The 24,449-nt window shown below is 68.1% G+C and carries 25 protein-coding genes and 1 pseudogene; 16 read left to right on the top strand and 10 right to left on the bottom strand.

The annotated features are described in order from the left end of the window. From glyA to DIE12_RS28115, 7 genes and pseudogenes are all read left to right on the top strand, one after another. A pseudogene (glyA, locus tag DIE12_RS28085) lies at positions 1 to 309 on the top strand (serine hydroxymethyltransferase); the annotation flags it as partial. Positions 310 to 315: 6 nt separating this feature from the next. After that, positions 316 to 795, top strand: a complete 480-nt coding sequence (gene nrdR, locus DIE12_RS28090) for a transcriptional regulator NrdR (protein ID WP_006760615.1) — start codon at positions 316 to 318, stop codon at positions 793 to 795. Between the two features lie 153 nt (positions 796 to 948). Next, the gene (locus tag DIE12_RS28095; protein WP_124528988.1) at positions 949 to 1,506 is read left to right on the top strand and encodes a GspH/FimT family pseudopilin; all 558 of its coding nucleotides are present in this window, start codon (positions 949 to 951) and stop codon (positions 1,504 to 1,506) included. Continuing rightward, positions 1,503 to 1,925: a hypothetical protein gene (locus tag DIE12_RS28100; protein WP_044844097.1), complete on the top strand. Its 423-nt coding sequence runs from the start codon at positions 1,503 to 1,505 to the stop codon at positions 1,923 to 1,925. The genes DIE12_RS28095 and DIE12_RS28100 overlap by 4 nt, the downstream gene beginning before the upstream one ends. Further along, complete coding sequence (locus DIE12_RS28105; protein WP_124551383.1) at positions 1,909 to 2,748, top strand: PilW family protein; 840 nt, start codon at positions 1,909 to 1,911, stop codon at positions 2,746 to 2,748. Before DIE12_RS28100 ends, DIE12_RS28105 begins: the two co-directional genes overlap by 17 nt. 106 nt (positions 2,749 to 2,854) lie before the next feature. Next, entirely contained in the window at positions 2,855 to 3,403 is a 549-nt protein-coding gene (locus DIE12_RS28110) for a pilus assembly protein (RefSeq protein ID WP_124551384.1), read from the top strand. After that, the gene (locus DIE12_RS28115; RefSeq protein WP_124551385.1) at positions 3,400 to 3,852 is read left to right on the top strand and encodes a type IV pilin protein; all 453 of its coding nucleotides are present in this window, start codon (positions 3,400 to 3,402) and stop codon (positions 3,850 to 3,852) included. The genes DIE12_RS28110 and DIE12_RS28115 overlap by 4 nt, the downstream gene beginning before the upstream one ends. Before the next feature lie 78 nt (positions 3,853 to 3,930). Here the strand turns inward: DIE12_RS28115 and DIE12_RS28120 are convergent, their stop codons facing one another. The 3 genes from DIE12_RS28120 to DIE12_RS28130 all read right to left on the bottom strand — a co-directional run bounded on the left by DIE12_RS28120 (position 3,931) and on the right by DIE12_RS28130 (position 5,234). Beyond that, complete coding sequence (locus tag DIE12_RS28120) at positions 3,931 to 4,374, bottom strand: DUF3318 domain-containing protein (protein ID WP_124551386.1); 444 nt, start codon at positions 4,372 to 4,374, stop codon at positions 3,931 to 3,933. Positions 4,375 to 4,417: 43 nt separating this feature from the next. Then, entirely contained in the window at positions 4,418 to 4,807 is a 390-nt protein-coding gene (locus tag DIE12_RS28125; RefSeq protein WP_044844100.1) for a phage holin family protein, read from the bottom strand. Positions 4,808 to 4,931: 124 nt separating this feature from the next. Beyond that, entirely contained in the window at positions 4,932 to 5,234 is a 303-nt protein-coding gene (locus DIE12_RS28130; protein ID WP_124551435.1) for a YqjD family protein, read from the bottom strand. 319 nt (positions 5,235 to 5,553) lie between these two features. Here DIE12_RS28130 and DIE12_RS28135 point away from each other — a divergent pair, with 319 nt between their 5' ends. Continuing rightward, a complete protein-coding gene (locus tag DIE12_RS28135; protein WP_034182833.1) occupies positions 5,554 to 6,192 on the top strand; it encodes a peroxiredoxin in 639 nt (212 codons plus the stop codon). A gap of 138 nt (positions 6,193 to 6,330) precedes the next feature. Here the strand turns inward: DIE12_RS28135 and DIE12_RS28140 are convergent, their stop codons facing one another. Further along, on the bottom strand, positions 6,331 to 7,518 hold the full coding sequence (locus DIE12_RS28140; protein WP_124551387.1) for an acyl-CoA dehydrogenase: 1,188 nt from the start codon (positions 7,516 to 7,518) through the stop codon (positions 6,331 to 6,333). Positions 7,519 to 7,702: 184 nt separating this feature from the next. Between DIE12_RS28140 and DIE12_RS28145 the strand changes: the two genes are divergently transcribed. Then, positions 7,703 to 8,494, top strand: coding sequence for an IclR family transcriptional regulator (locus DIE12_RS28145; protein ID WP_124551388.1), 792 nt, complete (start codon positions 7,703 to 7,705; stop codon positions 8,492 to 8,494). Positions 8,495 to 8,621: 127 nt separating this feature from the next. Then, complete coding sequence (locus tag DIE12_RS28150) at positions 8,622 to 9,032, top strand: GFA family protein (RefSeq protein ID WP_124551389.1); 411 nt, start codon at positions 8,622 to 8,624, stop codon at positions 9,030 to 9,032. 227 nt (positions 9,033 to 9,259) lie between these two features. Here the strand turns inward: DIE12_RS28150 and DIE12_RS28155 are convergent, their stop codons facing one another. Further along, positions 9,260 to 10,063 (bottom strand): EAL domain-containing protein, encoded by an 804-nt coding sequence (locus tag DIE12_RS28155; protein ID WP_044844104.1) that lies wholly within the window; start codon positions 10,061 to 10,063, stop codon positions 9,260 to 9,262. A gap of 380 nt (positions 10,064 to 10,443) precedes the next feature. On the opposite strand from DIE12_RS28155, the gene DIE12_RS28165 reads away from it, so the two are divergent. From DIE12_RS28165 to fahA, 5 genes are read left to right on the top strand one after another with little or no spacing between them, the layout of a single operon-like run. Then, positions 10,444 to 12,132 (top strand): FAD-dependent oxidoreductase, encoded by a 1,689-nt coding sequence (locus tag DIE12_RS28165; RefSeq protein WP_124551390.1) that lies wholly within the window; start codon positions 10,444 to 10,446, stop codon positions 12,130 to 12,132. A gap of 29 nt (positions 12,133 to 12,161) precedes the next feature. Next, positions 12,162 to 12,392: a DUF2783 domain-containing protein gene (locus tag DIE12_RS28170; protein WP_044844106.1), complete on the top strand. Its 231-nt coding sequence runs from the start codon at positions 12,162 to 12,164 to the stop codon at positions 12,390 to 12,392. Then, positions 12,389 to 13,750, top strand: a complete 1,362-nt coding sequence (locus tag DIE12_RS28175; protein WP_124551391.1) for an MFS transporter — start codon at positions 12,389 to 12,391, stop codon at positions 13,748 to 13,750. Before DIE12_RS28170 ends, DIE12_RS28175 begins: the two co-directional genes overlap by 4 nt. A gap of 15 nt (positions 13,751 to 13,765) precedes the next feature. Continuing rightward, positions 13,766 to 15,100, top strand: a complete 1,335-nt coding sequence (hmgA, locus tag DIE12_RS28180) for a homogentisate 1,2-dioxygenase (protein ID WP_124551392.1) — start codon at positions 13,766 to 13,768, stop codon at positions 15,098 to 15,100. Further along, positions 15,097 to 16,401, top strand: coding sequence for a fumarylacetoacetase (fahA, locus tag DIE12_RS28185; RefSeq protein ID WP_124551393.1), 1,305 nt, complete (start codon positions 15,097 to 15,099; stop codon positions 16,399 to 16,401). The genes hmgA and fahA overlap by 4 nt, the downstream gene beginning before the upstream one ends. Positions 16,402 to 16,698: 297 nt before the next feature. Here fahA and DIE12_RS28190 read toward each other — a convergent pair whose 3' ends face one another. The 5 genes from DIE12_RS28190 to DIE12_RS28210 form a co-directional block, all read right to left on the bottom strand. Beyond that, positions 16,699 to 17,859, bottom strand: coding sequence for an MFS transporter (locus tag DIE12_RS28190; protein WP_124488715.1), 1,161 nt, complete (start codon positions 17,857 to 17,859; stop codon positions 16,699 to 16,701). Positions 17,860 to 17,997: 138 nt separating this feature from the next. Further along, on the bottom strand, positions 17,998 to 19,167 hold the full coding sequence (locus tag DIE12_RS28195; RefSeq protein ID WP_124551394.1) for an MFS transporter: 1,170 nt from the start codon (positions 19,165 to 19,167) through the stop codon (positions 17,998 to 18,000). A 340-nt stretch (positions 19,168 to 19,507) separates the two neighbouring features. After that, on the bottom strand, positions 19,508 to 20,269 hold the full coding sequence (bluB, locus tag DIE12_RS28200) for a 5,6-dimethylbenzimidazole synthase (RefSeq protein WP_124551395.1): 762 nt from the start codon (positions 20,267 to 20,269) through the stop codon (positions 19,508 to 19,510). Positions 20,270 to 20,412: 143 nt separating this feature from the next. After that, on the bottom strand, positions 20,413 to 21,411 hold the full coding sequence (locus DIE12_RS28205) for a 2-hydroxyacid dehydrogenase (protein ID WP_124551396.1): 999 nt from the start codon (positions 21,409 to 21,411) through the stop codon (positions 20,413 to 20,415). Positions 21,412 to 21,441: 30 nt separating this feature from the next. After that, positions 21,442 to 22,428, bottom strand: a complete 987-nt coding sequence (locus tag DIE12_RS28210; RefSeq protein WP_124551397.1) for a LysR family transcriptional regulator — start codon at positions 22,426 to 22,428, stop codon at positions 21,442 to 21,444. A gap of 753 nt (positions 22,429 to 23,181) precedes the next feature. Between DIE12_RS28210 and DIE12_RS28215 the strand changes: the two genes are divergently transcribed. Continuing rightward, a complete protein-coding gene (locus DIE12_RS28215; RefSeq protein WP_124551398.1) occupies positions 23,182 to 24,393 on the top strand; it encodes an alanine--glyoxylate aminotransferase family protein in 1,212 nt (403 codons plus the stop codon). Positions 24,394 to 24,449: the final 56 nt, after the last annotated feature.

The raw sequence follows: 24,449 nt of genomic DNA on the forward strand, positions 1-24,449 counted from the left end.
AGCCACGTGATGCTGGTGGACCTGCGCGCGAAGAACATCACGGGCAAGGCAGCGGAAGCGGCGCTCGGCGCGGCGCACATCACGGTGAACAAGAACGCGATCCCGAACGATCCGGAAAAGCCGTTCGTGACGAGCGGCATCCGCCTGGGTTCGCCGGCGATGACGACGCGCGGCTTCGGCACGGCGGAAGCCGAGCAGGTCGGCAACCTGATCGCCGACGTGCTCGAGAACCCGGAAGATGCAGCGACGATCGAGCGCGTGCGCGCGCAAGTGGCCGAGCTGACCAAGCGTTTCCCGGTCTATCGCTGATCCGGCATGCGCTGCCCGTTCTGCCGGCATGAGGACACGCAGGTCGTCGACTCGCGCGTGTCCGAAGATGGCGCCGCGATTCGTCGGCGCCGTCGTTGCTCGGCTTGCGACAAGCGCTTCACGACGTACGAGCGGGTCGAGCTGAACCTGCCGGCCGTCGTGAAGAAGGACGGCAGCCGCACGGAATTCGACCGTCGCAAGATCGTCGCCAGCATGCAACTCGCGCTGCGCAAGCGGCCGGTTGCGGCTGACGCGATCGACGCGGCGGTCGCCCGCATCGAATATCAGCTGCTCGCAACCGGCGAGCGTGAAGTGCGTAGCGAGAAGCTCGGCGAGCTCGTGATGAACGAGCTGCGCGGCCTCGATACGATCGCCTATGTCCGTTTCGCGTCGGTTTACCGCCGGTTCGAGGACGTTTCCGAATTTGCCGACGTGATCGAAGAGTTCCGTCGCGCGTCCCCCTCCAAGCCTCCGCGTAAGCGCTGACGCGCTGCGTCCGTTCATCGTCTTCTCCGTGGGTTCAGTTCGCGCCGATTGTGTCGGCTGCGATCGCATGTCGCCAGTCGGCCGTTCGGCCAATGGCGCGCGTTCGCTCGCGTCGCTACAGTCGACGCATCACGTTGACGGAGGGCGATCGCGATGGGACTGCACCGGCAGGGTGTTGAAAAACGCATGCGATGCGGCGGCTTCACGCTCGTCGAGTTGATGGTCGCGATCGCGCTGGCAGCCGCGATCGGACTTTACGCCGCACCCGCATTCGATCAGTGGCGCATGCGCGAACGCGTGGAGGCCCGCGCGCTCGCGCTGCTTGGTGCGCTGTCGTTCGCGCGCACCGAGGCGACGCGTCTCGGCGTGCGTGTCACGCTGTGCAGGGCCGGGCGCGATGGCGACTGCGTGCGGCCCGGCGAGCGGTGCGATCCGGCGGAATGGTCGTGCGGCTGGATCGTCAGCGGGCAGTTCGACGGGCAGTCGCGCGTGCTGCGGCGCTATCCGCGCGATGCCGACGTCGCTATCGCGGGCGCGGCGCACGATCTGGCATTTGCGCCGTCGGCAGGCCAGGTGATCGGCGGGATCCGGCGTTTCGAATTGCGTCCGCAGCGTGCGCTGCCCGGCGATGACGCACGCGTATCGCGCTGCATCCGGATCGCGGCGGGCGGTCGGGCACGCGTCGTCGCCGGTCGTTGCGACGCGGCATGACGTGCGCACGCAAGTCGATGCGCGGCACGTCGCTGCTCGAAGCGGTGCTGGCCATCGCGTTGCTCGCAACCGTGATGCTGGCCGTGGCCGGCAGTCAGCTCGCGATGACGCGCACGCAGCGGGCGACGATCTGGCGTGAACGCGCGCTGTGGCTGGCCGACGCTCGCATCGAGCGCCGGCGCGCGGCGACGGGCGCCGACGACGGCATCGCGGCGCTCGCGGCTGCATCGCTGCCCGGCGGCACGATGACGCTCGACGATGGGCCGGCCGGTGTCCGCTACGTGGTGGTCGGCTGGCGCGACACCAACGCCTACGCGGCGACTTCCACGCGATGTGAAGGTGCGGGCGCTACGGTCAAGCCGGCGTCGTGCGTGCGGATACCGTTTCGGGAGGCCCATGCCGATGCGGACGAACGCTGATCGCCGCAGCCGCGCGCATACGCTGCTCGAAGTGCTGATCGCGATGACCGTCGGCCTGCTCGTGCTTGCCGCGGCCGGTGCGCTGTACCACGCCCAGCGCACCGCGCAGCGGCGCGCGGAAGACGGGTTCCGGATGCGCGATGCGGCCGCGACCGCGCTGATGCTGATCGGCCAGCAGATCCAGATGGCCGGGTTTCGTCCGCTCGATGTCGAAGGGGCGTCATCGCTGCCGCCGGTGTTCGGTTGTTCCGCGGGGCGCGTGCGAGGCGATGGCGCGCAGGTGCGCTGCGAAGCCGTGCGCGCAGCGTCGGATGCGGTGCTGGTTCGGTATGTCGGCGATGCCGTGTCGACGTGGCCGACGGTCGGTGCACAGGTGTCGGATTGTCTCGGGCAGGGTGTCGGCGCTCCCGGTGAGCGGCCGCTCGTGGAAAACCGTTTCGACGCGCATGTCAGCCCGTCGACGGGCGAGCCCGAGTTGTACTGCGAGGGAAGCGGGCGCCCGGGTACGCCGCAACCCGTCGTGTCCGGCATCGATCAGCTGCGGGTCCGTTACCTGCGTCGCGCAGGCGAGCGGTTCGTCGACGCGGAGGCGATGGGTGCCGGCGACTGGCACGATGTCATCGCCGTGCATGTATGCGTGCGGGCGCGTGGCGAACCGATTGACGGGCCCGCGCGTCATGTCGATTGCGACGGCCGCACGGCCGTTTCGCGGGATGATCGCGCGCATCTGGTGCTGCATCGAATCGTCGCGTTGCGCAATGCCGCGGTCGCCTTCGCGGATCCCGTCCGTGACGCGGCGCAGGACCACGAGGTAGCGCGATGATCCATGCAACCGGATTCGTCGGCGAGCTTGCGATGCGAATCGCGGCCGTCCGCGCAAGGGGGCGCATCGTTGCTTTCTTCGACTCACAGCAAGCGGTGAGGGCCTCATGCTGAGCGGAAGAACGACGCGCGCACGCTTTCCATCCGCCAGCCGCGGCTGGCGTCGCGACGCGGGCCTTGCACTGCCTGCCGTGATCGCGGTCGGCGCGGCGGTCGCCGCGCTGACCGCTACATGGTTCGAATCCGCGCTGACGGAATCGCGTCGCACGCGTGCATTGTCGGACCGGTTGATTGCATTTCACGCGGCCGACGCAGCACTGGCAGCCTGTACTGCGCGATTGCTCCGCGGCGGGGCGCCGTACATGGACGAACCCCTGTCACCCGGCGAGCCGGATGCATGGCGGCGTACGCCCGCGCTGGGCGTCGACGATGCATTCGCGCCGTTCGCCTCCTGGCCGATGGCGGCCCAGCCGCCGCGTTGCCTGATCGAAGCCTGGCGAGGCGTCGGTCCGCAAGGGAGTCGCGCTTACCTCGTCACCGCGCGTGGTGTCGGCGGCCATGCGTCGAGCGTGGTCTGGCTGCAGAGCCAGGTCGCGCTGCGCGACGGACGCATCGTGGCGCAGCGCTGGCGTCGCGTCGCGGCGGTGCATCGATGAAAGCGCCTGGATTGCTGCGCCGGTCGGCGGCGTTCACGTTGCTCGAACTGATGATCGTGCTTGCGATCGTCGCCGTGCTGGCCGCGTGGGGCGTCCCGTCATATCGCGAACATGTCGCGCGCATGCATCGCGCGTCCGCGGTCGCCGCGCTGTATCGCGCCGCTCAATATCTCGAAACGCTCGACGGCCCGGCGCCGCAGACGTTGCCGGACGCATACGCACAGGCACCGCCGGACGGGCAGGCGATTTACCGCGTGGGGCTGAAACGATCGGTCGGCGACGATGCGCAGGTCGTCTACGAACTCGTTGCGAACCCGCTCGAGGCAGGCCCGATGCGTGCCGATGCATGCGGCGCATTCACGCTGCGTTCGGACGGCACGAAAGGCAATACGGGATCGAGCGACGCAGCGTCCGCGACACTGGAGCGGACATGCTGGGGCGTGCGCTGATCGCCCGATTACCCGATCGTCCGATCACGCACGGAAAACGCGCACCGCCGGATGGCCGTGCACGCCCGTCGTTGCGTATCAGTCGTCGTTCGCGCCCATTGCGCGTTCATCGCGCGACTGTTTCCAGATCCGGTAGAACTCCCACGCGGCGAAGCCGACGGTGCCCCACTTCAGCGCGGGGCCCGCGCTCGCGCGCAGCAGCGATCGAATGGGTTTCGCCAGCACGAGCGACGCGAGCGAACTCAGCATCGGATACTGGTTGACGAGCTGGCCGAGGTTCGCGTTCAGGTTCTTGGCGGACTGGCTCAACTTGCCGCTCGACAGGCCGGGGATGAACACCTTGAGCCAGCTGAAGCGCGTGACGGCGTGGCGCATTTCGGCGGCGGCTTCGGCAAGCTCGAGCCGCTCGACCTCGGATCGCAGGATCAGCAATTCCTTGCGGAGCGCGCGATGCTGCGACGCGCTCCACTTCGATCGCGACGAATGGGGGCGGGGCGAGTGGCCCGTGACGTTCTGGCTCATGGCGCGTCGGCGAAGTAGGTGAGAGGGGTGAACGCGACTGCGTTCACGGCTTGCCGCGGAAAGCCTCGCGGTCTTTCTCGAGCTCGGCGAGCGTTGCTTCGAACACGGTCGGCGCCTCGCGCAGGCCCGTGCGCGCCTTCAGCGCACATGCGATACCGGCGATCGCGTACAGCGCGGTGATGACCGCGAGCGATTGCCACCGGTAGGTGTCCCAGAACGCGATCGTGACGAGCACGGTCAGGCTGATGAGCGCCATCGTCGCGAGCATCATGGCCGCGAGCCCGAGGAACAGCACGCCCATCAGGCGTTCCTTCTCCTCGGCGAGTTCGATGCCGACCAGTTCGAGGCGCGTCTGCAGCAGGCCGATCGCGGAGCCGACGAAGCGGCGCAACGGTCCCTGCCCGGACGGCTGCGAGTGGGTGTCTGTCGTCATGAATAAGGCGCTTGCGCGCGCAGTGAGCGTCTAGGTCAAAGCTGGCCGGCGGCGAACCGCCGGCCGGCTTCGGCGCCCATGTGCCGCACCGGGCGGCGCATGGGGCGGAACGGCGCCGAGCGCGTTACTTGCGGTTGATCAGCAGGCCGATCAGCACACCGACGCCGGCGGCGACGCCGATCGACGTCCACGGATGCTCGTGCACGTAGTCGTCGGTCGCGCGCGCGGCCTTCTTGCCTTTCTCGACCACCACGACCTGGACGTCGGCTGCCTTTTCCTTGGCCTGCTTCAGGCGCGACAGGGCTTTTTCGCGCAGTTCGGCCGCACGGTCGCCCGTGCTGCTCGCCGCTTGCTTGAGCAGATCCTCGGCGTCCGCGAGAACGGTTTTGATATCCGACATCAGTTTCTCCTTGTTGATTTCCGACATTGCAACTCCCTTCATGCTGTCATGCTGCAGGTTCACATCCTAGCGAAACGCCTGCCCGCTGGCGAGCCGGGACAAATAAACGGCGGCAGTGCAAGACTGCATGGTAAACGACTCGTAATCGTCAACAGAGCTTCAGACGATACGAAAAGTTTCCCTGGGCGCCATTCGTGCCGCGCCGCCACCCGGCAAAAATGACAAAAAAGTATGAATATCAAACGTAATAATCGTTCGCATGTCTCATTGCTTCCCGTAAGCTGATGGACTGTCCCGCGCCATCCAGCGCGCGGTTTCAACCAGCATCGTTCGAGGAGGGAACATCATGAGTCTGCGTCTTGGCGACATCGCACCGGATTTCGAGCAGGAATCGAGCCTGGGCCCCATCAAGTTTCACGAGTGGCTGGGCGACAGCTGGGGTGTCCTGTTCTCGCACCCGGCCGATTACACGCCGGTGTGCACGACTGAACTCGGGCTGACCTCGAAGCTGAAGGGCGAATTCGAGAAACGCAACGTGAAGGTGATCGCGCTGTCGGTCGACGGCGTCGAATCGCACAAGGGCTGGATCAACGACATCAACGAAACGCAGTCGACCGTGGTCGGTTTCCCGATCATCGCCGACGCGGACCGCAAGGTTTCGCAGCTGTACGACATGATCCACCCGAACGCGAACGAAACGCTGACGGTGCGCTCGCTGTTCGTGATCGACCCGAACAAGAAGGTGCGGCTCACCATCACCTATCCGGCCAGCACCGGCCGTAACTTCGACGAAGTGTTGCGCGTGATCGACTCGCTGCAGCTGACCGACAATTACAAGGTCGCGACGCCCGGCAACTGGAAGGACGGCGACGACGTCGTGATCGTGCCGTCGCTGCAGGATCCGGAAGAGCTGAAGAAACGCTTCCCGAAGGGCTTCAACGCCGTGCGCCCGTACCTGCGCCTCACGCCGCAGCCGAACAAGTAAGGAGCGGCTGCCGCCTCGGCGGCGCGTGACGAACGCGCGTCGATGAAAACGGCCCGCCCGGCAGCGATGCCGGGCGGGCCGTGTCGTTTCAGCGGCGACGATGCGGCGCGAAGGGCGCCGCGCCGGGCAGGCGAATGATCAGAAGAATGCCTGGATGCCCGTCTGGGCGCGGCCGAGGATCAGCGCATGGATATCGTGCGTGCCTTCGTACGTATTCACCACTTCGAGGTTCACGAGGTGGCGCGCGACGCCGAATTCGTCCGAGATGCCGTTGCCGCCGAGCATGTCGCGCGCGAGCCGCGCGATGTCGAGTGCCTTGCCGCACGAGTTGCGCTTCATGATCGACGTGATCTCGACGGCCGCCGTGCCTTCGTCCTTCATCCGGCCGAGACGCAGCACGCCTTGCAGGCCGAGCGTGATTTCGGTCTGCATGTCGGCGAGCTTTTTCTGGATCAGCTGGTTCGCGGCGAGCGGGCGGCCGAACTGCTTGCGGTCGAGCACGTACTGGCGCGCGGTATGCCAGCAGGACTCGGCTGCGCCGAGCGCGCCCCAGGCGATCCCGTAGCGCGCCGAGTTCAGGCACGTGAACGGGCCGCGCAGGCCGCTCACGTCGGGCATCAGGTTCTCTTCGGGCACGAACACCTCGTCGAGGACGATCTCGCCGGTGATCGACGCACGCAGCCCGACCTTGCCGTGGATCGCCGGCGCCGACAGTCCCTTCCAGCCCTTCTCGAGAATGAAGCCGCGGATCGCGTCCTTGCCGTTTTCTTCCAGTTTCGCCCACACGACGAACACGTCGGCGATCGGCGAGTTGGTGATCCACATCTTCGCGCCGGACAGCGAATAGCCGCCGGGCACCTTCTTCGCGCGCGTGACCATGCTGCCCGGGTCGGAGCCGTGGTTCGGCTCGGTCAGCCCGAAGCAGCCGATCCATTCGCCGCTCGCGAGCTTCGGCAGGTATTTCTGCTTCTGCGCGTCCGAGCCGAATTCGTGGATCGGCACCATCACGAGCGACGACTGCACGGACATCATCGAGCGGTAGCCGGAGTCGACGCGCTCGACTTCGCGCGCGATCAGCCCGTAGCTCACGTAATTGAGACCGGGGCCGCCGTATTCTTCCGGAATCGTCGGGCCGAGCAGGCCGATCTCGCCCATCTCGCGGAAGATCTTGGCGTCGGTGCGCTCGTGGCGGAACGCTTCGGTCACGCGCGGCGCGAGCTTGTCCCGCGCGTACGCGTGCGCGGCATCGCGCACCATCCGCTCTTCTTCGGTCAGTTGCTGGTCGAGCAGCAGCGGATCGTCCCAATGAAAGGTTGCAGCAGCCATCGTTTCATCTCCTGTCGGCTTCGCGGTCGGCCCGAGTCGGTGCTTCAGTGCTTGCTCGGGCCCCATGCTTTGCGATCGGTCCCGGGTTGGCGCTTCGCTGCCTGGCCCGATGTCCAAAGTTCGCTTGACTGATGTTCCGCTGTGCGGAACAATGTTTTGCAAAACGAACCCAGTGTAGCATCAGATGACGCTTTCAACCATCGACGAAACCACGATCGACGAACGCAAGTTCGTCGTTGCGCTCGCGCGCGGGCTCGACCTGCTGCGCGCATTCCGGCCCGGCGAGACGATGCTCGGCAATCGCGACTTCGCGGAGCGCACCGGGCTGCCGAAGGCGACGGTGAACCGGCTCGCCTACACGCTGACCGTGCTCGGCTACCTGCGCTACGACGAGACGCTCGGAAAGTATGCGCTCGACGCCGGCGTGCTGTCGCTCGGCTACGCGCTGCTGTCCGGCTCGGGCACCCTCGATCTCGCGCGGCCGCACATGCAGGCGCTCGCGCGCGAGATCGGCGCGGCCGTGTCGCTCGGCTGCCGGGACGGGCTCGACATGATCTATCTGGAGACGATCCGCAGCGAAACGGCGCTGACGCTCGGGCTGGCGCCCGGCTCGCGGCTGTCGATGCTGACGAGCTCGATGGGGCGCGCGTACCTGGCCGTGCAGCCGGAGGACGTGCGCCGCGCGCTCTATGCGGATCTGCACCGGGCGGCGGGCGGCGCGGCCGACGCGGATGCGCTCGTCGCGGCCGCACAGGACGCGGTGGCCGAATTCTCCGCGGGCGGATGCTGTTATTCGTTCCGCGCGTGGCACATGGACGTGAACGCGGCGGCCGTGCCGTTTCGCGAGCCGCGCGAGGGGCGCTGGCTGATCCTGAGCTGCAGCGGGCCTGCGTCGTCGATGGACGAGGATGTGTTCCGCAAGCAGGTCGGGCCGAAGCTGAAGGCGCTCGCGCAGCGGCTCGGGCAGACGGTCTGAAACGGGCACTGCGCGCGGCGCGTCGCCGGGGTGCCCTGGCGCGCGAGCGGGCGCTGCCGCCGGTTGCACCACGCGCGAACCGCGCTCATCATCGTCCACCTGCTTCCCGACGCTGACGAGGTTCGCGATGTCACACCCGGAAACCCTGGAAGGCGGTTGCGCATGCGGAGCGATCCGCTACCGGATCGCCGGCATTCCGACCGACGCAGGCTTTTGCCATTGCCGGCTCTGCCAGCGCACGACGGGCGCGGCGGTCGTTGCGTCGGCCTCGGTGCCGATCGACGCATTCGAGTATGTGCAGGGTGAGCCGACGGTCTATGCGTCGAGCGCGTGGGGCGAGCGGCGCTTTTGCGGCCGCTGCGGCGCGCAGCTCGAGTACCGGCTGGCAGATGCGCCGACGACCGTGGAAATCAACTCCGCAACGCTCGACGAGCCGGCGCGGCTTCGCCCCGCATGGCACGTCTGGTACGGGGATCGTTTTCCGGGTATCGAGGTCGACGACGATCTGCCGAAGTACGCCGACGGCGGAAGAGCGTAGGCGGCGGCATCGAGGCCGACGCGGCGGCACGACCACGCGCGCGTGCTCAACGCAGGTCCGATCTTTGCGCGTGACGAATCACGCACCGGCTACCGTCCGGCATCGCGTCACGAACGAGCCGGCGTGCCGACATGCCGATCCCCGCCGCAGCCCACCGCAACCCGCTCGCTGAATCGAATCCACGATCCTGCGCGGCGCTCCCCGCGCGCCGGCAGCCACACCGTCGATCAGGCCGTGACGACCTTCGCGAACACCGGCCCCTGCATGAACCGCACGTCGTGCTGGCGCAGCAGCTCGCACTGCGTCTCGTCGACGACGCCGTCGAAGATCAGCGGAATCCGCACGCGCTGCGCATACGCGACCAGCGCCTTCACCATCCCGTCGCGCAGCGCGATGCCTGCATCCATCTTGATGTAGTCGGGCCGCGCCATCTCCGATTCGACCGCGAGGATCCGGCCCGGGTCGGGCAGCTTGTCGGCGACCTTGAAGCCGTGATGCTGGTAGCTGCGCGTCAGGTAGCCGAGGAAGGTCTTGTGCGCGACCGCGACGGCCGGCAGCTCGATCACGATCCGCTCGGTCGGCAGCCCGAAGCGCTGCAGCACCGACGAGAAATGCTTGCCGTGGTCGTACTTCACGCTCTTGAGCAGCCGTTCATGCACGCGCAGGAACAGCAGCCCGTGACGTTGCGCGCCGAAGAAGTTGATCGCGTGCAGCGCGCGCGACAGCCGGTCGATCGCGACGAGCGTCTGGTCGTCGACGGCCGAATCGACCGGGTCGTGCGGCGTGCCCGTGACCAGCGTGACGGCCTGGAAGCCGAGTTCGTCGCCGTAGCGCTCGATCGCGTCCGCGAACGACGTCGACTGCGGCGCGCCGGGCATCGTCACGTCGTAGATCGGTTCATAGGCGCTCGCGAGCGTGCGCTCCGGCAGATTGGCGCACGCGGTGCCGCCCTCGGCGAGCGCAAGGTGTTCCCGCAGATACGGCAGTTGCCCGGCACGGACGACCAGCTCGGGAATGTTGGGCGGAATCATCGGCGTGGGAAGGAAAAAATGGCGGCCGAAAGGGCCGCCTCATCTCTCGATATTAGCAGCGCGAGCCCGGCTCGGCTTGGCGTTTCGCTCATATGGTTATCCCGTTCCGGAACTGGCGGCTAGGGTTTACGTTGATTTCACTATTCGTAATTGGTTTTACTATTCGTAAATCCAAGAATGTGTCGCCGATCAAGAAAAGCGGCGTTCGGGCGCCCGCAGCGGTGCCGTTTCCCGAATCGGATCAACAGGAAGCAAGGAGCGAGACGTGGCGGTTGACAGGAAGTGGACGGAACAGGGCGGGCCGCGGCGGCGGCGGGCAACGGGCATGAGCGGAACGACGCTGCGCGCGCCGGCATGCGCACGGCAGGGTTGAGGAGCGGATGGCGACCATGAGCATCGATTACCAGACGCTGAAGTTCGACTACCGGCCGCGCGCGACGCGCGCCGCCGGCGATGACGCGACCCTCCACCCGGTGATCGTCGTCGGCGCGGGCCCGGTGGGCCTGTCGGCCGCGATCGACCTGGCGCAGCAGGGCGTGCCGGTCGTGCTGCTCGACGACGACGACACCCTGTCGACGGGCTCGCGCGCGATCTGCTTCGCGAAGCGCACGCTCGAGATCTTCGACCGGCTCGGCTGCGGCGAGCGCTTCGTCGACAAGGGCGTGAGCTGGCATGTAGGCAAGGTGTTCCTGCAGGACGAACAGCTGTATGCGTTCGACCTGCTGCCGGAGGAAGGCCACGCGCGTCCCGCGTTCATCAACCTGCAGCAGTACTACGTCGAAGGCTATCTGGCCGAGCGCGCGTTCGCGCTGCCCAACCTCGACATTCGCTGGAAGCACAAGGTGACGGGTGTCGCGCAATCGGCGGAACACGCGACGCTCACCGTCGAGACGCCGGAAGGGATCGAGACGCTGCGCGCGCAATACGTGATCGCGGCCGACGGCTCGCGCAGCCCGATGCGCGCGGCGATGGGCCTCGAGAGCCGCGGCCGCACGTTCAAGGACCGCTTCCTGATCGCCGACGTGAAGATGAAGGCGGAATTCCCGACCGAACGCTGGTTCTGGTTCGATCCGCCGTTCCATCGCAACCAGTCGGTGCTGCTGCACCGTCAGCCCGACAACGTGTGGCGCATCGACTTCCAGCTCGGCTGGGACGCCGATCCGATCGCCGAGAAGCAGCCGGAACGCGTGATCCCGCGCGTGCGCGCGCTGCTCGGGCCGGACGTCGAGTTCGAGCTCGAATGGGTGAGCGTCTATACGTTCCGCTGCCAGCGGATGGACACGTTCCGTCATGGCCGCGTGCTGTTCGCGGGCGATTCCGCGCACGGCGTGTCGCCGTTCGGTGCGCGCGGCGCGAACAGCGGCGTGCAGGACGCGGACAACCTCGCGTGGAAGCTGAAGCTCGTGCTCGACGGCCGCGCTGACGACCGTCTGCTCGACACCTACGCGAGCGAGCGCGAGTTCGCGGCCGACGAGAACATCCGCAATTCGACGCGCTCGACCGATTTCATCACGCCGAAGAGCGCGGTGTCGCGCGTGTTCCGCGACGCGACGCTGAAGCTAGCGCGCGACTGCGAATTCGCGCGCAAGCTCGTGAACAGCGGCCGCCTGTCGGTGCCTGCCGTGCTGACCGATTCGCCGCTGAACACGCCGGACCGCAACGGCGACGCGTTCGCGTGCGCGATGCGGCCGGGCGCGGCGGCGGCCGATGCGCCGGTGCGCGCGCAGGGCGCGTCCGGCTGGCTGCTGCGGCATCTGGGCGACGGCTTCGCGGGCGTGCTGTTCGGGCTGCCCGGCGACGCCGCCGCGCTCGCGCAGGCGCTCGACGGCCTCGCGCTGCCGGTGCGGCCGGTGCTGGTCGTGCCGGCCGGGCATGCGCAACCGGTGGCCGGCGTCGACGTCGTGGAGGACGTCGACGGTTTCGTCGCGCAACGCTACGACGCGAAGCCCGGCACGTTCTACCTGCTGCGTCCCGACCAGCACGTCTGTGCACGGATGCGCACGCTCGAGCGCCAGGCGATCGCCGACGCACTGGCGCGCGCGACCTGCGCACGCGCAACCGCGCATTGACTACGACAACGATACCGGAGACACCCGTCATGCCCCGACTCGATACCCGCCCGCGCCTGGCCGATCCGGACGCGTTCTACGAAGCGCTGATCGATATGCATCGCGACCTGTCGGACGCCGACAGCCAGCTCGTCAACGCGAAGCTGATCCTGCTGCTCGCGAACCAGATCGGCGACGCCGACGTGCTGCGCGAAGCGATGGCGCTCGCGCGCCAGGGCGTGACGCCGCCCGTGCATCCGGCCGCCGAGGCGGCGCAATGAGCGCGGCGCCGGTCGACGCGCGCGTGCTCGAAGTCGAGCGCGTGATCGACGAGACGCATCGCCCGGGCTTTCACTGGATGCTGCTCGTGTTGTGCGGGCTGTGTCTCGTGATCGACGGCTTCGATGCGCAGGCGATGGGGTATGTCGCGCCGAGCGTGATCGCCGAATGGGGCGTGCCGAAGCAGGCGCTCGGGCCCGTGTTCAGCGCGAGCCTGTTCGGGATGCTGCTCGGCGCGCTCGGGCTGTCGGTGCTGGCCGACCGGATCGGGCGGCGCCCGGTGCTGATCGGCTCGACGCTGTTCTTCGCGGTGACGATGCTCGCGACGCCGTTCGCGGGTTCGATCCCGGTGCTGATGGCGCTGCGCTTCGTCACGGGCCTTGGCCTCGGCTGCATCATGCCGAACGCGATGGCGCTGGTCGGCGAGTTCAGCCCGGCCGCCCATCGCGTGAAGCGGATGATGATCGTGTCGTGCGGCTTCACGCTCGGCGCCGCGATCGGCGGCTTCATCAGCGCCGCGCTGATTCCTGCGCTCGGCTGGCGCTCGGTGTTCTTCGTCGGCGGCGCGGTGCCGCTGGTGCTGACGCTCGCGATGTTCGCGCGGTTGCCCGAATCGCTGCAGTTCCTGGTGCTGAAAGGGCGCGACGCGCAGGCACGCGACTGGCTCGCGCGCTTCGCGCCGCAGGCCGGCATCGACGCGACCACGCGCCTCGTCGTGCGCGAGCGCGCGGCGAGCGGCGCGCCGGTCGCCGAGCTGTTCCGTCATGGCCGCCTGCCGGTCACGCTGCTGCTGTGGGCAATCAGCTTCATGAACCTGATCGACCTGTACTTCCTGTCGAACTGGCTGCCGACGGTGATGCGCGACGCGGGCTATTCGCCGGGCACGGCGGTGATCGTCGGCACGGTGCTGCAGACGGGCGGCGTGATCGGCACGCTGTCGCTCGGCTGGTTCATCGAACGCTACGGCTTCGTGCGCGTGCTGTTCGCGTGCTTCGCATGCGCGGCCGTGTCGGTGGGGCTGATCGGCTCGGTCGCGCATGCGCTGCCGTGGCTGCTGCTCGTCGTGTTCGCCGGCGGGTTCTGCGTGGTCGGCGGGCAGCCGGCCGTGAACGCGCTCGCGGGCCAGTATTACCCGACGTCGCTGCGCTCGACCGGCATTGGCTGGAGCCTCGGCATCGGCCGGATCGGCTCGGTGCTCGGGCCGCTCGTCGGCGGACAACTGATTGCGCTCAACTGGACCAACGGCGCGCTGTTCCATGCGGCCGCGGTGCCCGTGCTGTGCTCGGCGCTGTTCGTGCTGGGCCTGGCCGGCGTCACGCGGCGCAATGGTGCGCAGGCGCCGAACGCCGCCTTGAATTGATGGAGAAAGGAAACGATGACGCTTGACCTGTCGAAACCGGCGACCGCCGGCTACCTGAGCGGATTCGCGAACGAATTCGCGACCGAGGCGCTGCCCGGCGCGCTGCCGCACGGCCGCAACTCGCCGCAGCGCGCGCCGTACGGGCTGTATGCGGAGCAGCTGTCGGGCACCGCGTTTACCGCACCGCGCAGCCACAACCGCCGCTCGTGGCTGTACCGGATCCGGCCGGCGGCCGTGCACCGGCCGTTCGAGCCGTTCACGGGCCCGCAGCGGCTCGTGTCGGAATTCGGCGACTCGGCCGACGTGCCGCCGACGCCGCCGAACCAGCTGCGCTGGGATCCGCTGCCGATGCCGGCGGAGCCGACCGATTTCGTCGAAGGGCTCGTGACGATGGCCGGCAACGGTTCGGCGGCCGCGATGAACGGCTGTGCGATCCACCTGTACGCGGCGAACCGCTCGATGCAGGACCGCTTTTTCTACAGCGCCGACGGCGAGCTGCTGATCGTGCCGCAGCAGGGGCGGCTCTTCATCGCGACCGAATTCGGCCGGCTCGACGTCGAGCCGTTCGAGATCGCGGTGATTCCGCGCGGCGTGCGTTTTTCCGTCGCGCTGCCGGACGGCGATGCGCGCGGCTACATCTGCGAGAACTTCGGCGCGCTGCTGCGCCTGCCTGACCTCGGCCCCATCGGTTCGAACGGGCTTGCGAACCCGCGCGATTTCCTCACGCCGCAGGCCGCGTACGAGGATCGCGAGGGCGCATTCGAGCTGGTCGCGAAGCTGAACGGGCGCCTGTGGCGCGCGGACATCGGCCATTCGCCGTTCGACGTCGTCGCGTGGCACGGCAACTACGCGCCGTACAAATACGACCTGCGCCTGTTCAACACGATCGGCTCGATCAGCTTCGACCATCCCGATCCGTCGATCTTCCTCGTGCTGCAGTCGCCCAGCGACACGCCGGGCGTCGACACGATCGACTTCGTGATCTTCCCGCCGCGCTGGCTCGCGGCCGAGGATACGTTCCGCCCGCCCTGGTTCCACCGCAACGTCGCGAGCGAGTTCATGGGGCTCGTGCACGGCGCATACGACGCGAAGGCCGAAGGCTTCGTGCCGGGCGGCGCGAGCCTGCACAACTGCATGTCGGGCCACGGGCCGGATGCGGACACGTTCGAGAAGGCGTCGGCGAGCGACACGACGAAGCCGCACAAGGTCGACGCGACGATGGCGTTCATGTTCGAAACCCGCACGCTGATCCGGCCGACGCGCTATGCGCTCGACACCGCGCAGCTGCAGGCCGACTACTTCGAATGCTGGCAAGGCATCAGGAAACACTTCAATCCGGAGCAACGATGAGCGATACCCAAGACTGGCGCGCGACGCTCGACCCGGCTCGCAAGAGCTGGGTCGAGACGGCGAACGATCCCGCCTGCGATTTCCCGATCCAGAACCTGCCGTTCGGGATCTTCAGCGATGCGAAGCAACCGGCGCGCCGCGCGGGCGTCGCGCTCGGCGACCAGATCGTCGACCTCGCCGCGCTCGCGCGTGCGGGCCTCGTGACGCTGCCGGCCGGCGCCGACGTGTTCGCCGCGCCGACGCTCAATGCGTTCATCGCGCTCGGCCGCGATGCGTGGCGCGGCGTGCGTGTGCAGCTGTCGACGCTGTTGTCGCGCGACGACGCGCGACTGCGCGATGACGCCGCGCTGCGCGCGCAAGCGCTCGTCGCGCAGCGCGACGCGACGCTGCACCTGCCGGTCGACATTCCCGGATACACCGATTTCTATTCGTCGAAGGAGCATGCGACCAACGTCGGCTCGATGTTTCGCGATCCGAAGAATGCGCTGCTGCCGAACTGGTCGGAGATGCCGATCGGCTACAACGGCCGTGCGTCGTCGGTGGTCGTGAGCGGCACGCCGGTGCGGCGCCCGAATGGGCAGCTGAAGCTGCCCGACCAGGAGCGTCCGGTGTTCGGCGCGTGCCGCAAGCTCGACATCGAACTGGAGACGGGCTTCATCGTCGGCCGCGGCAATGCGCTCGGCGAGCCGATCGCGTGCGAGGATGCCGAAGCGCACATCTTCGGGATGGTGCTGCTGAACGACTGGAGCGCGCGCGACATCCAGCAGTGGGAATACGTGCCGCTCGGCCCGTTCAACTCGAAGGGCTTCGCGACGACGATCTCGCCGTGGATCGTCACGCTCGACGCGCTCGAACCGTTTCGCGTCGCGCAGCCCGAACAGTCGCCGCAGCCGCTCGCGTATCTGCGGCACGCGGGCAAGCATGCATTCGACATCGCGCTCGAAGTGACGCTGCGCGCCGAAGGTGCGGCCGAAGCGACGTCGATCTGCCGCACCAACTTCAGGCACATGTACTGGACGATGGCGCAGCAGCTCGCGCATCACACGGTCGCGGGCTGCAACACGCGCGTGGGCGACCTGATGGGTTCGGGCACGATCAGCGGGCCGACGAAGGATTCGTTCGGCAGCCTGCTCGAACTGACGTGGAACGGCAAGGAGCCGCTCGCGCTGAACGGCGGCGGCAGCCGCGCGTTCATCGAGGACGGCGACGAGCTCACGCTCGCCGGGTGGTGCCAGGGCGATGGTTATCGCGTCGGCTTCGGCACCTGTGCCGGCAAGATCCTTCCCGCGCGGAGCGCGTGACGGATCGCGGCGCGACACGTAGCGCGTAGTCCGGAAGGACAGGGCGGCCCGCATTAAGTGGGCCGTTTTCGTTTTGTCGGCGGGGCGCGCGTGTGCGTCGATGCGTGCTGGTGGGTGATGCTGCGCACGCGTTTCAGTGTCAGGGTGTCTGAGTCGGCGCCAGCGTTAGCGTCGGCATCGGCATCGGCGTCGGCATCGGCATCGGCATCGGCATCGGCGCCAACGCCAACGCCAACGCCAACGCCAACGCCAACGCCAACGCCAACGCCAACGCCAACGCCAACGCCAACGCCAACGTCACACCGCGCGCTGCAACGCGGCGCGTCGTTCCCACAGCGCTGCCGCGACGAACGCGGCGACGCAGACGACCAGCACGCCGATCAGCGCGTTGCTGCCGAGTTGCTCCATCAATGCGCCGGCGACCAGCGGACCGCCGAAGCTCGCGGCACTCCACGACGCCGACACGAGCGAGCTCGCGGTGACGAGCGCCGCGCCGCGAAAGCGTTCGCCGCACGCGACGAGCGACAGCGTGTAGATGCTGCCGGCCGCCGCGCCCAGCACGAACAGCAGCGGCCAGCATAGCCACGGGTTCGCGATCACGAACGGCAGCAGCGGCAGGCCTGCGAGCACGATCCAGCCGGCGCCGAGGTGCACGCGTTCGCGGCCGAGCTTGTCCGCGAGCCAGCCGATCGGGAACTGCATCGCGGTGTCGCCGAACAGCATGATCGACGCGAGCAGCACGGCGGTCGCGCTCGCGACGCCGTGATCCATCGCATAGAGCGGCAGCAGCGACAGCGCGAGCGTATCGAACAGCGCGAAGAAGCCCGTGCCGATGATCAGCGCGGGCATGCGCGGCAGCACGGCGAACCAGCTGTCGTGCGCTGCGTGATGTGCGTCGTCGCCGGCGAGCGGCGCGCGCCGGATCGTCGCGAGCGCCGGCAGCGCGAGCAGGAACAGCGCGCCGCACAGCGCGAAGCGGATGCGCGTCGCGCCGGCGATCTGGCTGACGAGCACCGGGCCCGCCATCTGGAACAGCGTGAAATTGGTCGCGTAGATCGCGACCACGCGGCCGCGTGTCGAGTCGTCGGCGAGCTGGTTGACCCATGCCTCGCCGATCGTGAACAGCAGCATCAGCGCCGCGCCGCACAGCACGCGCAGCGCGCCCCACACGATCAGGTTCGACGTGAACTGCATCAGCGCGGTGGCCGCGGCGAGCAGCACGACCGACACGACGATCGCGCGGCGAGCGCCGATGCGCCGTGCGAGCGCGGTGACGAACGGGACGATCGCGAGGCCGCCCAGGGCCTGCGCGGCCGTCAGCATGCCGACGACGTTGGTGCCGTGTCCGGCTTCGGTCAAGGCGAGCGCGGTGAGCGGCATCGTGGCGCCGGTGCCGAGACCGACCACCGCGACGCTGAGGATCAGCGCGAGGAAATCACGATTGAGAATGGCTTTCATCGGCCGCGATGCTACACCGTGGCCCCTGAAAGGTCCATGAAGGCCGTCAGGATCGAATGGGGTTGCGTGCGCAACGATCGCGGCGGCGCGCGGGCGCGGACGCGCGCCGTGCCGCCGCGCGTCGCCGCCGCGCGCGCGTCATACGTATCCGGTCGGCCCGCTCACCGGGCGGCGTTCGAGCGACGCCGACCACAGCGTGAGCGCGAGCGCGGCGACCGCCATTGCTGCACCGACCCACGGCAGGTTCACGAGCGACACGCCGGAGCCGATCGCCATCCCGCCGAGCCACGCGCCCGTCGCGTTGCCGAGGTTGAACGCGCCCTGGTTCAGCGTCGACGCGAGGTTCGGCGCGTCGCTCGCGCGATCGACGATCAGGATCTGCAGCGGCGGCACGATCGCGAACGCGAGGATGCCCCAGACGAAGATCGTCGCGAGTGCCGCGAACGGCAGGTGCATCGTGCCCGCGAACAGCGCGAGGACGATGCCGATCAGCGCGAGCGTCGCGATCAGCGACGGCATCCGGCGCCAGTCGGCGAGCTTGCCGCCGAGCGTGCCGCCGACGGTCAGGCCGAGACCGAACAGCAGCAGCACGTAGGTGACCTGGCGCGGCGAGAAGCCCGTCACGTCCTCGAGGATCGGCGTGATGTACGTGAACACGCTGAACAGGCTCGCGGACGCGAGCACGCTGATGCCGAGCACCATCAGCACCTGCGGGTGCTTCAGCACGCTGAATTCGCGCGTGATACTGGTGTCGGGCATCGCGAGGTGCTTCGGCAGGCACACCGCGAGCGCGGCGGCCGCGGCGATGCCGATGCCGGTGACGGCCCAGAACGTCGCGCGCCAGCCGTACGCCTGGCCGAGCGCGGTGCCGAGCGGCACGCCGAGCACGTTCGCGAGCGTGAGGCCGGTGAACATCAGCGCGATCGCCTGCGCGCGGCGGTTCGGCGCGACGAGGTTGCTCGCGACCACCGAGCCGATCCCGAAGAACGCGCCGTGGCAGAACGCCGTGACGACCCGCGCGGCCATCAGCACCGCATAGCCGGGCGCGATCGCGCAGAACAGGTTGCCCGCGATGAACAGCCCGATCAGGCCCATCAGCGCGCGCTTGCGCGGCATCTTCGCGGTGACGATCGCGAGGATCGGCGCGCCGATCGTCACGCCGAGCGCGTAGCCCGACACGAGCATCCCGGCGGCCGGGATCGACACGCCGAGGTCGCGGGCGACGTTGGGCAGCAGCCCCATGATCACGAACTCGGTGGTACCGATTCCAAATGCGGCTACGGCAAGGGCGAAAAGAGGTAATGGCATCGCGGTGGGCTACGGAAAAGGCCGCGGCCCGAGATCGGCGCGGCATGCGCGGAAGGGGCGAGGCGAGGAGATATCAGCCGCGATTCTACTTCAGTGAAAACCCCTATGCTCGGGGCCAAAATGGTTGTTGCCGGCGTGCGACGGGGTGACGGCCAAGGTGCGCCCAAAGTGTGGGATTTGGCGGTGCTTGGTGCTCGGTGCTCAGTGCTCAGTGCTCGGCGCTCGGTGCTCGGTGGCAAGGCAAGGGCAAGGCGACAGCGAGAGTGAGAGCGAGAGCGAAGCGTAATATCGGGTCGGAGCAAGACCGGCGAAGCGGCCGTTCCGCGCCTCGTGCATCCCGTCAGCGGTCGGACAGGGCGCCGGCGGGTGTCGAGCCGGCGCGGTCGTCAGGTACGGCAACCTCGGGCGACGGCGATGATCCGCCGGTCGCGCCGGATGCTGCGTTGCCCTCGGCGACCCCGGCCGCCGACGCATCCCAGCCGTTTTCGAACAGGCACGCCTCGATCGGCATCCGCGCGGCCCACCGCTCTTCCTCGAGCATCGGCTTCGCATAAAACGCGTCGACATGCCCGACGCACAGCACGGCGATCGGCTTCGCGCCGGCCGGCATGCCGAGCAACGTGCGCAGCGCGTCGACATCGAACAGCGACACCCAGCCCATCCCGAGCCCTTCGGCGCGCGCGGCGAGCCACATGTTCTGGATCGCGCAGGCGGCCGACGCGAGGTCCATCTCCGGCAGCGTGCGGCGGCCGAACACGTGGCGCTCGCGGTCGTCGGTCAGCGCGACGACCAGCAGTTCGCCGCATTCGCGCACGCCTTCGACCTTCAGCCGCATGAATTCGTCCTGCCGCTCGCCGAGCGCGTCGGCGGTTGCGCGGCGCTCGGCCTCGACCAGCGCATGGATCGCGGTGCGCAGCGCGGGATCGGTGATGCGGATGAAGCGCCACGGCTGCATGAAGCCGACGCTCGGCGCGTGGTGCGCGGCGCGCAGCAGCCGCGCGAGCGTGGCCGGATCGACGGGCGCCGGCGTGAAGTGGCGCATGTCGCGCCGTTCGAAGATGGCGCGGTAGACCGCGGCAATGGCGGAGTCGTCGAAACGCATGAGCGGCAGAAGCAGGGGGAGGTCGGCGCAACGATAGCAGACGCCGCGCGCGCAGCGTTACATCAGTCGAAATAAATTGACGAATCGTTGATGGATCGCGTGCAGCTCAGGCGCTCCGCCAACGCCGAGCGGAACGACGTGGCTCAGCGCCCCGTCGTGACGACGTTGGTCGGCGTGCCGGCGTGCCACGCCTCGATGTTCAGCAGCGTCGTGTGCGCGATCTCGGCGAGCGCCTCGCGCGTGAAGAACGCCTGGTGCGACGTGACGATCACGTTCGGGAACGTCAGCAGGCGCGCGAGCACGTCGTCCTGCAGCGGCAGGTCGGAGTGATCCTCGAAGAAGAGGCCGCTTTCCTCCTCGTACACGTCGAGCCCGAGATGGCCGAGCTGGCCGCTCTTGAGCGCGTCGATCAGCGCCGGCGCGTCGACCAGGCCGCCGCGGCCGGTATTGATCAGCATCGCGCCGTGCTTCATTTGCGCGAGCGTCTGCGCGTTGATCAGATGGTGCGTCGACGGCAGCAGCGGGCAGTGCAGGCTGATGATGTCGGCATGGTGCAGCAGTTCGTCGATCTCGACGTAGCGCGCGCCGTACGCGATCAGTTCGTCGTCGTACGGCGGCATCGAATGTGCGAGCACGTGCATCCCGAAGCCCATCATGATCTTCGCGAACACGCGGCCGATCAGGCCCGTGCCGATCACGCCGACGGTCTTGCCGTGCAGGTCGAAGCCGAGCAGGCCGTTCAGCGAGAAGTCGCCTTCGCGCGTGCGTGCGACCGCGCGCGGCAGCCGGCGGTTGAGCGCGAGGATCAGCGCGACCGCGTGTTCGGCGACCGCATGCGGCGAATATGCGGGCACCCGCACGACCGCGATGCCGAGCCGCTCGGCGGCCGCCAGGTCGACATGGTTGAAGCCGGCCGAGCGCAGCGCGATCAGGCGCGTGCCACCGTCGGCGAGCCGTTCGAGCACGGCCGCGTCGACGGTGTCGTTGACGAACGGGCAGACGACCTCATAGCCGTGCGCGAGGATCGCGGTTTCCGCGTCGAGGTGCGACGGCTGGAAGTGCAGCCGATAACCGAATGACCGATTGGCGGCGGTGAACGATTCGTCGTCGTACTGCCGGCTGCTGAACAGGATCACGCGCACGCTGCACCTCCGATGGCTGTCCCGTGCAGTTTACTGCAGGCCCGTCTGCCGGCCCGCGACGATCTCGGCGCGATCGGGCGTGTGCAGGAAGCCGTAGCCGGTCCGCTCGCGGGCCGTCTGCGCGCCGAAATGCTCGAGCGCATGCTCGACGAAGCTGCGCGTGCGGGCCGGCACGTACTGGCGGTTCGGGTAGACGAGCGACAGCTGCGCGTCCGGGTCGTCGATCCGGTAAGCGGGCAACAGCCGCACCAGCGTGCCGGTGGCGAGTGCGTCGGCGACGCTCGGCTCGGGCAGTACCGCGATGCCGGACCCGGCGACGGTTGCAGCGTGCACGAGCGCCAGCTGGTTGACCGTGCAGGTCGGGCGCACCGTGACCGAATGCGTGACGCCGTCGTGGCCGACCAGCCGCCACGCGGGCGCATGCTGGTGCGGCGCGAGCGCGACCCAGTCGTGGCCCGGCAGGTCGTCGGGTGCGCGCGGCTCGCCGCGCCGTTCGAGATAGGCGGGCGCCGCGCAGGCGACGAACGGGTTCGGCGTGAGCGCGTGGCCGATCAGCGTCGGGTTGCCGTCGAGCCGGTTGCCGGTCACGATGCCGACGTCGTAGCCCGAATCGAGCACGTCGAGCGGCCCCTCGGCGACGGTGAGCTGCATGCGCAATTCGGGGTAGCGGTGCCGGAAACTGCTGACGAGCGGCGTCAGCGCGAGCGGCGACAGCAGGCCCGATGCGACGACGCGCAGCGTGCCGGCCGGCTCGCGCACGGCGTGCGCGACGGATGCCTCGAGGTGGTCGAATTCCTCGAGCAGCGCACGGCAGCCGTCGAGGTAGCGCAGGCCGGCCTCGGTCAGCGACAGGTTGCGCGTGGTGCGGTGGATCAACCGCGTGTTCAGGTGAGACTCGAGCATCGCGATCGAGCGCGTGACGAGCGCGTTGGACACGCCTAGATGGTGCGCCGCGCGCCGGAAGCTCTGCTGCTCGGCGACGCAGACGAACACACGCATGGTCTGAATCTGGTTCATGGCTCGCGAATTTCTGGCCCGGTTGATTGATTTTGGTTGGGATTTTTCGTCAAACGACCTGGAAAACCGTCGCGCAACCCCCGGGTCTCGTTCGTCTCGAAAAATCGGTTTTCGATTCTGCAGACGATTGTTCATTACGGAAGCGATATCGTCAACCTGAGAAAAGGGGCGGCTTGCGTAAAATCGAAATCGCGGGTATCGATTTAACGGATCGGCGGCGCTGGCATGCGCCTGGGTTAGTCCGGCGTGTATTCGGAAGGTCCGCCTTGTATTTTAATATTACTCATATAAATCAATATGTTGATGCGGTCTGGATGCGACGTCGTGCGGTAATGGGTGAAATCGCTCACCAATAGATGCTGCGATAGTGGATGTTTTTGTGCCGGTCTGGTTTTCGTGTGCCGATGCCAGTCGCGCGATTTTTATCGTGGTGACCGGTATTCCGGTAGATGCATGCGGCATGCTGAACTAGGGCGTCAGGATGCGCGTCTCAATATTGCCGGAGAAAATCGCGGGCATCGACCGTCCGTTGGAACCGTTTCGCATGCGGCCGGCAATGCCGCGGCAATACGAAACCCGGTCGTGCGACGCGGGTGCGGCCGGCTGGCCCGGTCCGTCGACCGGGCCAGCGTCACGCTGTCCGGGCGCGCGTGCCTCTTGCGCACGGGCGCGGAACGCGGAATGATCGATCAGTTCGCCGTGCCGTGCGGCGAACGACGTCCGGGCGTTTTCTCCGTTCCTCTTTTACCAGCCATGTCCATCGATTACTCGCCGATTCCCTGTCCCGTCGTCGTGCCGCTCGACGCGATCCTGCCCGAAGAACCGCTGCTGATGATGGGGGCCGGCCCGGTCCCGATCCCGGCTGCCGTCGCGAAGGCGAACACGATCGTGATCAACCACCTCGGCGCGACGATGGCGAAGATCATCGAGCAGGTGAAGGAGATGGCGCGCTACGTGTTCCAGACCCGCACGAAGTGGGTGCTCGGCGTCGCCGGCCCCGGTTCCGCCGCGATGGAAATGGCGATCTCGAACCTCGCGTGGCGCGGCACGCGCGTGCTGTCGATCCGCAACGGCTTCTTCAGCGCGCGGATGGCCGAGATGGCCACGCGCGTCGGCGCCGACGTCGCCACGCTTGAAGTGGCCGACCGCTCGGTCGCGAGCCTCGACGAGATCGCGGACGCGATCGCGCGCGAGCGGCCCGAGATCGTCACGATCGTGCAGGGCGAGACGTCGAACACCGTGTGGAACCGCGAGCTGCGCGACATCGCGGCGCTCGCGAAGGCGGCCGGCGCGCTGGTCGTCGTCGACGCGGTGTGCACGCTGTCGACGATGCCGCTCGAGATGGACGCGTGGGGCATCGATGCGGTGATCACGGGCGGCCAGAAGGGGCTGTCGTCGATTCCCGGCGTATCGCTGATCGCGTTCTCGGACGCCGCGTGGGACCGGATGAAGCAGCGTCCGGAACCGAATGCGCACTGGTGCCTCGACATGGCGCTCGCGGAGAACTTCTGGCACAACGCGGGCTACCACTACACGGCGCCGGTGTCGGGCGTGCTCGCGCTGCACGAGGCGCTGCGGCTCGTCTGCGCGGAGACGCTCGAAAGCCGCTTCGCGCGCCACCTGCGCTGCTCGCTCGCGTTGCAGGCGGGCGTCGAGGCGATGGGGCTCGCGCTCTATGCGCCGAAGGACTGCCGGCTCAACTCGGTGGTCGGGATCGAGACGCCCGAAGGGCTGACGCCCGGGATGGTGTGCGGCCATATCTCGAAGCAGTACCAGGTCGAGATCTCGGGCTCGTTCGGGCTGCCGATCGTGCGGATCGGGCAGATGGGCGAACAGTGCCGCGAACACAACCTGTTCCGCACGCTGCACGCGTTCGGCCGCACGATGATGGACCTGAAGGTGCCGGTGGACCTGCCGGCCGGCGTGGCCGCGCTCGAGCAGGAACTGTCACAGCGGGGCGGGTAAGCGGGGGCGATGGCGGTGCTGGGTGCGCGGGGCGCAGCCGGCCGTTGAAGGTGCGC

The sequence above is a fragment of the Burkholderia sp. Bp9015 genome, from assembly GCF_003853505.1.
In the GTDB taxonomy this organism is placed as follows: domain Bacteria; phylum Pseudomonadota; class Gammaproteobacteria; order Burkholderiales; family Burkholderiaceae; genus Burkholderia.